Origin of the sequence: Methanobrevibacter sp. (assembly GCF_045586545.1) — an archaeon.
Taxonomy (GTDB): domain Archaea; phylum Methanobacteriota; class Methanobacteria; order Methanobacteriales; family Methanobacteriaceae; genus Methanocatella.
This window is the reverse complement of record NZ_JAZNAN010000127.1, coordinates 1-5,920: the sequence shown is the minus strand read 5'-3', so window position 1 is coordinate 5,920 and position 5,920 is coordinate 1. Positions and strand designations below refer to the sequence as shown.

Annotated in this window: 6 protein-coding genes and 1 tRNA gene; 5 read left to right on the top strand and 2 right to left on the bottom strand. The window is 35.3% G+C overall.

The features are described 5' to 3' along the window. Window positions 1-167 precede the first annotated feature (167 nt). The 5 genes from dnaG to ACKI3D_RS09555 all read left to right on the top strand — a co-directional run bounded on the left by dnaG (window position 168) and on the right by ACKI3D_RS09555 (window position 3,844). On the top strand, window positions 168-1,409 hold the full coding sequence (gene dnaG, locus ACKI3D_RS09575) for a DNA primase DnaG (RefSeq protein WP_407394047.1): 1,242 nt from the start codon (window positions 168-170) through the stop codon (window positions 1,407-1,409). Between the two features lie 45 nt (window positions 1,410-1,454). Continuing rightward, window positions 1,455-2,060 (top strand): biotin transporter BioY, encoded by a 606-nt coding sequence (locus tag ACKI3D_RS09570; RefSeq protein ID WP_407394049.1) that lies wholly within the window; start codon window positions 1,455-1,457, stop codon window positions 2,058-2,060. 44 nt (window positions 2,061-2,104) lie between these two features. Continuing rightward, window positions 2,105-2,503, top strand: coding sequence for a DUF1284 domain-containing protein (locus tag ACKI3D_RS09565; protein ID WP_407394045.1), 399 nt, complete (start codon window positions 2,105-2,107; stop codon window positions 2,501-2,503). A 57-nt stretch (window positions 2,504-2,560) separates the two neighbouring features. Next, window positions 2,561-2,632 (top strand) — tRNA-Gln (locus ACKI3D_RS09560). A gap of 27 nt (window positions 2,633-2,659) precedes the next feature. Then, window positions 2,660-3,844, top strand: a complete 1,185-nt coding sequence (locus ACKI3D_RS09555; protein ID WP_407394043.1) for an ATP-grasp domain-containing protein — start codon at window positions 2,660-2,662, stop codon at window positions 3,842-3,844. A 268-nt stretch (window positions 3,845-4,112) separates the two neighbouring features. On the opposite strand, the gene ACKI3D_RS09550 is transcribed toward ACKI3D_RS09555, so the two are convergent. Together ACKI3D_RS09550 and ACKI3D_RS09545 are read right to left on the bottom strand one after the other, a co-directional pair. After that, a complete protein-coding gene (locus tag ACKI3D_RS09550; RefSeq protein WP_407394041.1) occupies window positions 4,113-4,796 on the bottom strand; it encodes a V-type ATP synthase subunit D in 684 nt (227 codons plus the stop codon). 27 nt (window positions 4,797-4,823) lie between these two features. Further along, window positions 4,824-5,920 (bottom strand): V-type ATP synthase subunit B (locus ACKI3D_RS09545; protein WP_407394039.1); only part of this gene is annotated, 1,097 nt, incomplete at its 5' end.

Below are 5,920 nucleotides of genomic sequence, written 5' to 3'. Positions count from 1 at the left end.
CTTAATAGTAAAACTCTCCAAATGTATAAACTCTTTTTTTAGTGTATAATAGGTCATTGACTGACGAACATGTTTATCGTATAATTTATGCAAATTTACCTACTAAAAATCATTAGTTTTTAGAATTACATAAATTATCCCGATTAATAAGCTTAGGAGGCTTAAAAATGGGAAAAGGTGAAGAATTAACTACAACAAAATATTTAATCCACGCCCAAATTAATGCTAATGGTATTGTAGAAAAGCCAGATGTTGTTGGTGCAGTATTTGGGCAAACTGAAGGTTTACTTAGTAATGATTTAGACTTAAGAGAACTTCAAAGAACTGGAAGAATTGGTAGGATTCAAGTAAACATCCAATCCAACAGCGGAAGAGCAAAAGGTGAAATTGTAATTCCTTCCAGTTTAGACAGAGTTGAAACCGCCATTCTCGCAGCATCCTTAGAAACAATCAACCGTGTAGGACCTTGTGAAGCTGAAATCCAAACTACACACGTTGAAGACGTAAGGGCTGTCAAAAGGGAACAAGTGGTTAACCGTGCTAAAGAGATCTATAAAAAGATGGTTGAAAGCGTTGGTCCAACCAGCATGAGAATGATTGAAGAAGTAAGAGAAGCAATGAGAGTTCATGAAATCTCCGAATATGGTGAAGACCGCCTACCAGCCGGCCCTAGCATCCACACATCCGATGCAATCATCGTGGTAGAAGGACGCAGTGATGTTTTAAACCTACTCAAATACGGCATTAAAAATACTGTTGCTGTTGAAGGAGTAAGTGTACCAAAATCCATTGGTGAGTTAAGTAAAAAAAGAACCACCACTGCATTCGTTGATGGGGACAGAGGTGGAGAACTCATCTTGAAAGAACTCTTGCAAATTGGAGACGTCGACTACATCACACGTGCACCAAAAGGAAAAGAAGTTGAAGACCTTGAAAAGGACGAAGTTTTGGTTGCACTTAGAGATAAGGTTCCAACTGCACAATTCCTTGCAACTTCAAACATCTTAAACGACAATAATAATGGCAAAAAGGAAAACGGAAAACGTAACGACAGGAACAACAGAAAACAAAGGTTCAACCGTCGTGAAGAAAAACCTCCAGTTGAAGAGCCAGCTGTTGAAGATGATGAAGTAAGCTTAATGAAAGACATGCTCAGAGAGTTCGAAGGAACCGGCAGTGGAGCAATCTTGGATGAAGCATTGAATATGACTAAAGAGGTTGAAGTGGAAAACATCTATGAAGAAATCAAAAACATAGACGGAACCGCAGATACCGTAATCTTTGATGGTGTAATCAGCCAAAGACTCGTTGATGTGGCATCACAGAAAGGAATTAAAAAACTAGTCGCATTCAAATCAGTGAATATAGTTAAAAAACCTCATGACGTTAAAATCATAACTATAGATTAGACTTAATAAATTACAAAAAAGGAAATAGGAGGTAAAAGTATGAATATTAATGCAGATAGTTACTACAGTACTAGGAAAAATGTTTTCGAAAGAATTCAGGATGCTAGTACAGCTACTAAAGTACTCATGTCCTTAATGATGGCATGTTTAACCGGTATAATGGCGCAAATCATTATCCCCCTCCCATGGACTCCAGTTCCTATAACTGCACAAACATTTGCAGTATTATGTTCTGGTTTATTCTTAGGTAAGAAATACGGATGTTTAAGCCAAATTCTATACATCGTTTTAGGTGTTGCATTCATTCCTTGGTTTGGTGGAATGACTGGTGGACTTGATATCTTTTTAGGTTCAACCTGCGGATTCTTTATCGGATTCGTTATTGCATCATACTTTATTGGAGCAATAACCGAAAAATATGCAAAAGCACGTAACTTTACAAGCATGGCTGTTGTCATTGGAATTGCAAACTTTGCATTAATCTACATTCCAGGACTTTTAGGACTTGCATTATGGTACAGTCTAACTCAAGGCGCAACCATTGGCGTTGTTGATCTTTTAATGATGGGGCTTGTTCCATTCATCGCAGGGGATATTGTAAAAATATTGGGTGCTGCTGGCGTATCCAAAGTATTTTTACCAAAAGATTAAAAAGGTTTTTTATAAACCTTTCTTTTTACTTTTTTTTGATTTTTATGAAACTATTGCTTAGAGGACATCACTTGTTATGCCTTAAGGGTTTTCAGGGCTATGGCTATGATGAGGCATTTACAAAAAACATGACTGAGATTAACTCTATAAGAAAATTACCTGAAACTACAATTTCACTAACATCATCACCAGATGACATCTGCTCAGCATGTCCAAATCTAAAGAACAATATTTGTGGAAGCATTGAGCAAAACGAAAGGATTGTTGAGATGGATGGTGAAGTCCTGAAAAAACTGGATATCACAAAAGAGTATAATTCACATGAATTGTTTGAAATAATTGATAATACTTTTAACACCTCAGAAAGCGTTTCTAAAATTTGTTTTAAATGTATGTGGCATGAAAAATGCTTATTTTATCAAAAATTGTCAAATCACCGATAAATTTAAATAGTACCTTATAAAGATATATTTAATGTTGTATGAAGTACAACAATTCATAGTCCCGTAGGGTAGTGGTAATCCTTCTAGGCTTTGGACCCGGAGACGGCGGTTCGACTCCGCTCGGGACTATATACTAACTTTTTTTATTGATATTTTATGATGAAGCTTTTACTTATTGGAATTGATACAAGAAGTATGCTCAATAGCGCATTGAAGCTAGATTATGAAGTATATTCCACAAGCTATTTTTCCACATCAGATACTCCTACCATTAAAAATCAGAAGATTGTCTTAAAAGAGGAGGATGGTCAAAGCTGCGGTTTGTTTGAAGATGAGTTCAATCCTCAGCACCTTTTGGAAATTTCATCAGACTATATTGATGAAGTCGACTACATCATCCCGATTTCCGGAATTTCACCAAGCGACTTTTCAAAAAATGATCAAAAAAAGATTTTGGGAAACAGGGATGTTGGAGATATCGAAAACAAATTCAGATTTTACAAGAAAATCCAGGATGAATTCTTAACTCCTAAGACTTTTATACTAAATGATGTAGATGAAGCGATTGAAATAAAGAAAAATTATCAAGACATTCAATTTATTTTAAAACCCCTTCAAGGAAGTGGGGGGTATGGCATACAACTTGCAGATAATGACATAGATGTTAATTTTAATGAGGGGAAATTTATCATGCAAGAATATGTCCATGGTATCAGCCTAAGTTCATCAGTTTTAGCAACAGAAAGTCAATCCAAAACAATCATGACCTCCAGGTTATTGACAATGAATGATTTTGAAAAAAACAATAGCTTCATATATGTGGGAAATATTTTGCCACTGACAAACGAATCCATCATGGCTGAAGTTGATGACATTGATGAAATCATTCGGGAAATGAAAATCACATCTGAAAAACTGGCAAGCAAATTCAATTTGATAGGTTCAAATGGTGTTGACTATATCCTTAATGAAGAGGGACTTTATGTAATCGAAATCAATCCACGTATTCAGGGAACATTTGAATGCATGGAAAAGACCTTAGGAATAAATATGCTGGAGGCACACATCAAGGCATGTCAAGGGGAACTCATAGAAATTCCAAAGCCTCAATACTATGCATACAAGAAAATCATCTACTCCCCAAATAGAAACAAATATCAAAAAATAGATTTGGACAATATCTATGATTTGCCACACATTGGATCAATTACTGAAAAATCAGAACCCTTGCTAACAATTATAGATAAGGATAAGGATTTCAAAAAATTATACGAAAAAGTAGAATCAACTAGTGAAATCGTTAATAGAGTAGCTATAAAATGCCAACTAGATAAAGAATAAACAATATTACTCCTAAAGTAATCATAAAAGTAGTTATAACCATAGCTCGTGTCATCCACACAAATACTTTGGCTTTATTATCAGGGTCCTTCATATATTGGTCTATTGGATTTCTTTTCATTTTTACACCCTTTTCTAATAATTTCTAGAAAAATAATTTTTTACAGTAACTTAATTATTATGACTCTTTTTAAAAATTAATGAATATCTGAATTTAAAATTAAAAAATAAATAAAAATAAAAGAAAATGAAAAGTAAAGAGAAAAATTTAAGCTTCAGCATTTTTAGCTGCTTCAGCAGCAGCAGCTTTTTCATTTTTCTCCATAGTGGACCTAATCATTTTCAATCTTACAAAGTTTTCTCTTTCCATTTCTTGGAGTCTCATATCAATATACTTTTCAGTATTTTGGAATCTTGGAATCATAATATGTTCTAAAGCATTTACTCTACGTTTAGTAGCTTCAATTTCTTCAGCGAGTAAGAAAATAGTTTTTTCTACTTCACCAAGTTCAATTAAATACTTAAGAGATTCCTCGAATTTCTTTGCAGCTTCGTCTAATTGGATGGTAGTATCAGAAAAACCGTAACCCCTGTCAATAATGGATCTTTCTTCCATTTTAACATTAGTCACAGGTACAGCAACACCCATAACACTTCTTGATGTAATTTCTACATCAATAGATTCTTTAACGGATAATGCTGCTTTTCTAACAGCCAAATCACCCATAGCAATTTGAGCTTCAAGTAAAGCATCATTTGCTTCTTTTAAACTTAATTCTGCATTTTCACGAATACCTTTGACACGATCCAAGATATCAAAAAACTCTTTAATTAAAGCGTCCCTTTTTTCTTTGAGTAAACCGTGCCCTTTAACAGCTAGTTTAGTCCTGTTCTTAAGAGACAATAATTCCATACGAGTTGGATTAATTCCATCTATAATATCTTGTGCCATTTAATCACCTACATTACTGTAACGAGATTAGTCATCTTTTGGAAGGTATTGTTCAATAAATTCTTCTTTAACCCTTTTGAGTTCAGCTTTAGGTAAGATTTTGAGTAAGCTCCAACCAAGGTCTAAAGTTTCAAAGATGGTTCTGTCTTCATCTTTACTTTGTGTAATGAATTGGTCTTCAAATGCTTGTGCAAATTCTAAGAATTTTTGATCCCTTTCAGTAAGTGCTTCTTCCCCTACAACCGCAACTAAGTCTCTTAATTCACGACCTTCTGCATATGCAGAATAGAGTTGGTCAGATACACCACTGTGGTCATCCCTAGTTTTGTCTCCACCGATACCACCACTCATCAAACGAGAAAGTGAAGGAAGTACGTCTACAGGAGGGTAAATACCTTTCCTTGAGATTTCCCTACTTAATACGATTTGTCCTTCGGTAATATAACCGGTTAAGTCAGGAATTGGGTGAGTAATATCGTCTTGAGGCATAACTAAGATAGGCATTTGAGTAATGGAACCTTCTTTACCGTCGATACGTCCTGCTCTTTCATAAATACCTGCGAGGTCAGTGTACATGTAACCCGGGTAACCTCTTCTTCCAGGTACTTCTTCCCTTGCTGCGGAAATTTCCCTTAAAGCTTCACAGTAGTTAGTCATATCTGTTAAGATAACCAATACTTGCATACCTAAGGTGAATGCGTAATATTCAGCAGTGGTTAAAGCCATTTTTGGAGTTAAGATTCTTTCAATAGCAGGGTCGTCTGCTAAGTTCATGAATACTGTTACTCTTTCAAGTGCTCCAGTTTGTTCAAATTCGTTCATGAAGAAGTTTGCTTCTTCGTGAGTAATACCCATAGCTCCGAAAATTACTGCGAATTCACTTTCTTCTGCAAGTACTTTTGCTTGTCTTGCAATTTGAGCTGCGAGTTGGTTGTGTGGTAAACCAGAACCTGAGAAGATAGGTAATTTTTGACCACGTACAAGTGTGTTCATTCCATCAATAGTAGAAATACCAGTTTGAATAAATTCTGCAGGGAATTGTCTTGCTGCTGGGTTCATTGGAGAACCGTTTACATCTAATTCTTTATCTGGAATGATATCTGGTCCACCATCTATAGGTTTAC

Coding starts and splice junctions, on each gene's coding strand:
- ACKI3D_RS09555 (WP_407394043.1), top strand. CDS start 2,660: ATGATGAAGCTTTTACTTATTGGAATTGATACAAGAAGTATGCTCAAT.
- dnaG (WP_407394047.1), top strand. CDS start 168: ATGGGAAAAGGTGAAGAATTAACTACAACAAAATATTTAATCCACGCC.
- ACKI3D_RS09565 (WP_407394045.1), top strand. CDS start 2,105: ATGAAACTATTGCTTAGAGGACATCACTTGTTATGCCTTAAGGGTTTT.
- ACKI3D_RS09550 (WP_407394041.1), bottom strand. CDS start 4,796: ATGGCACAAGATATTATAGATGGAATTAATCCAACTCGTATGGAATTA.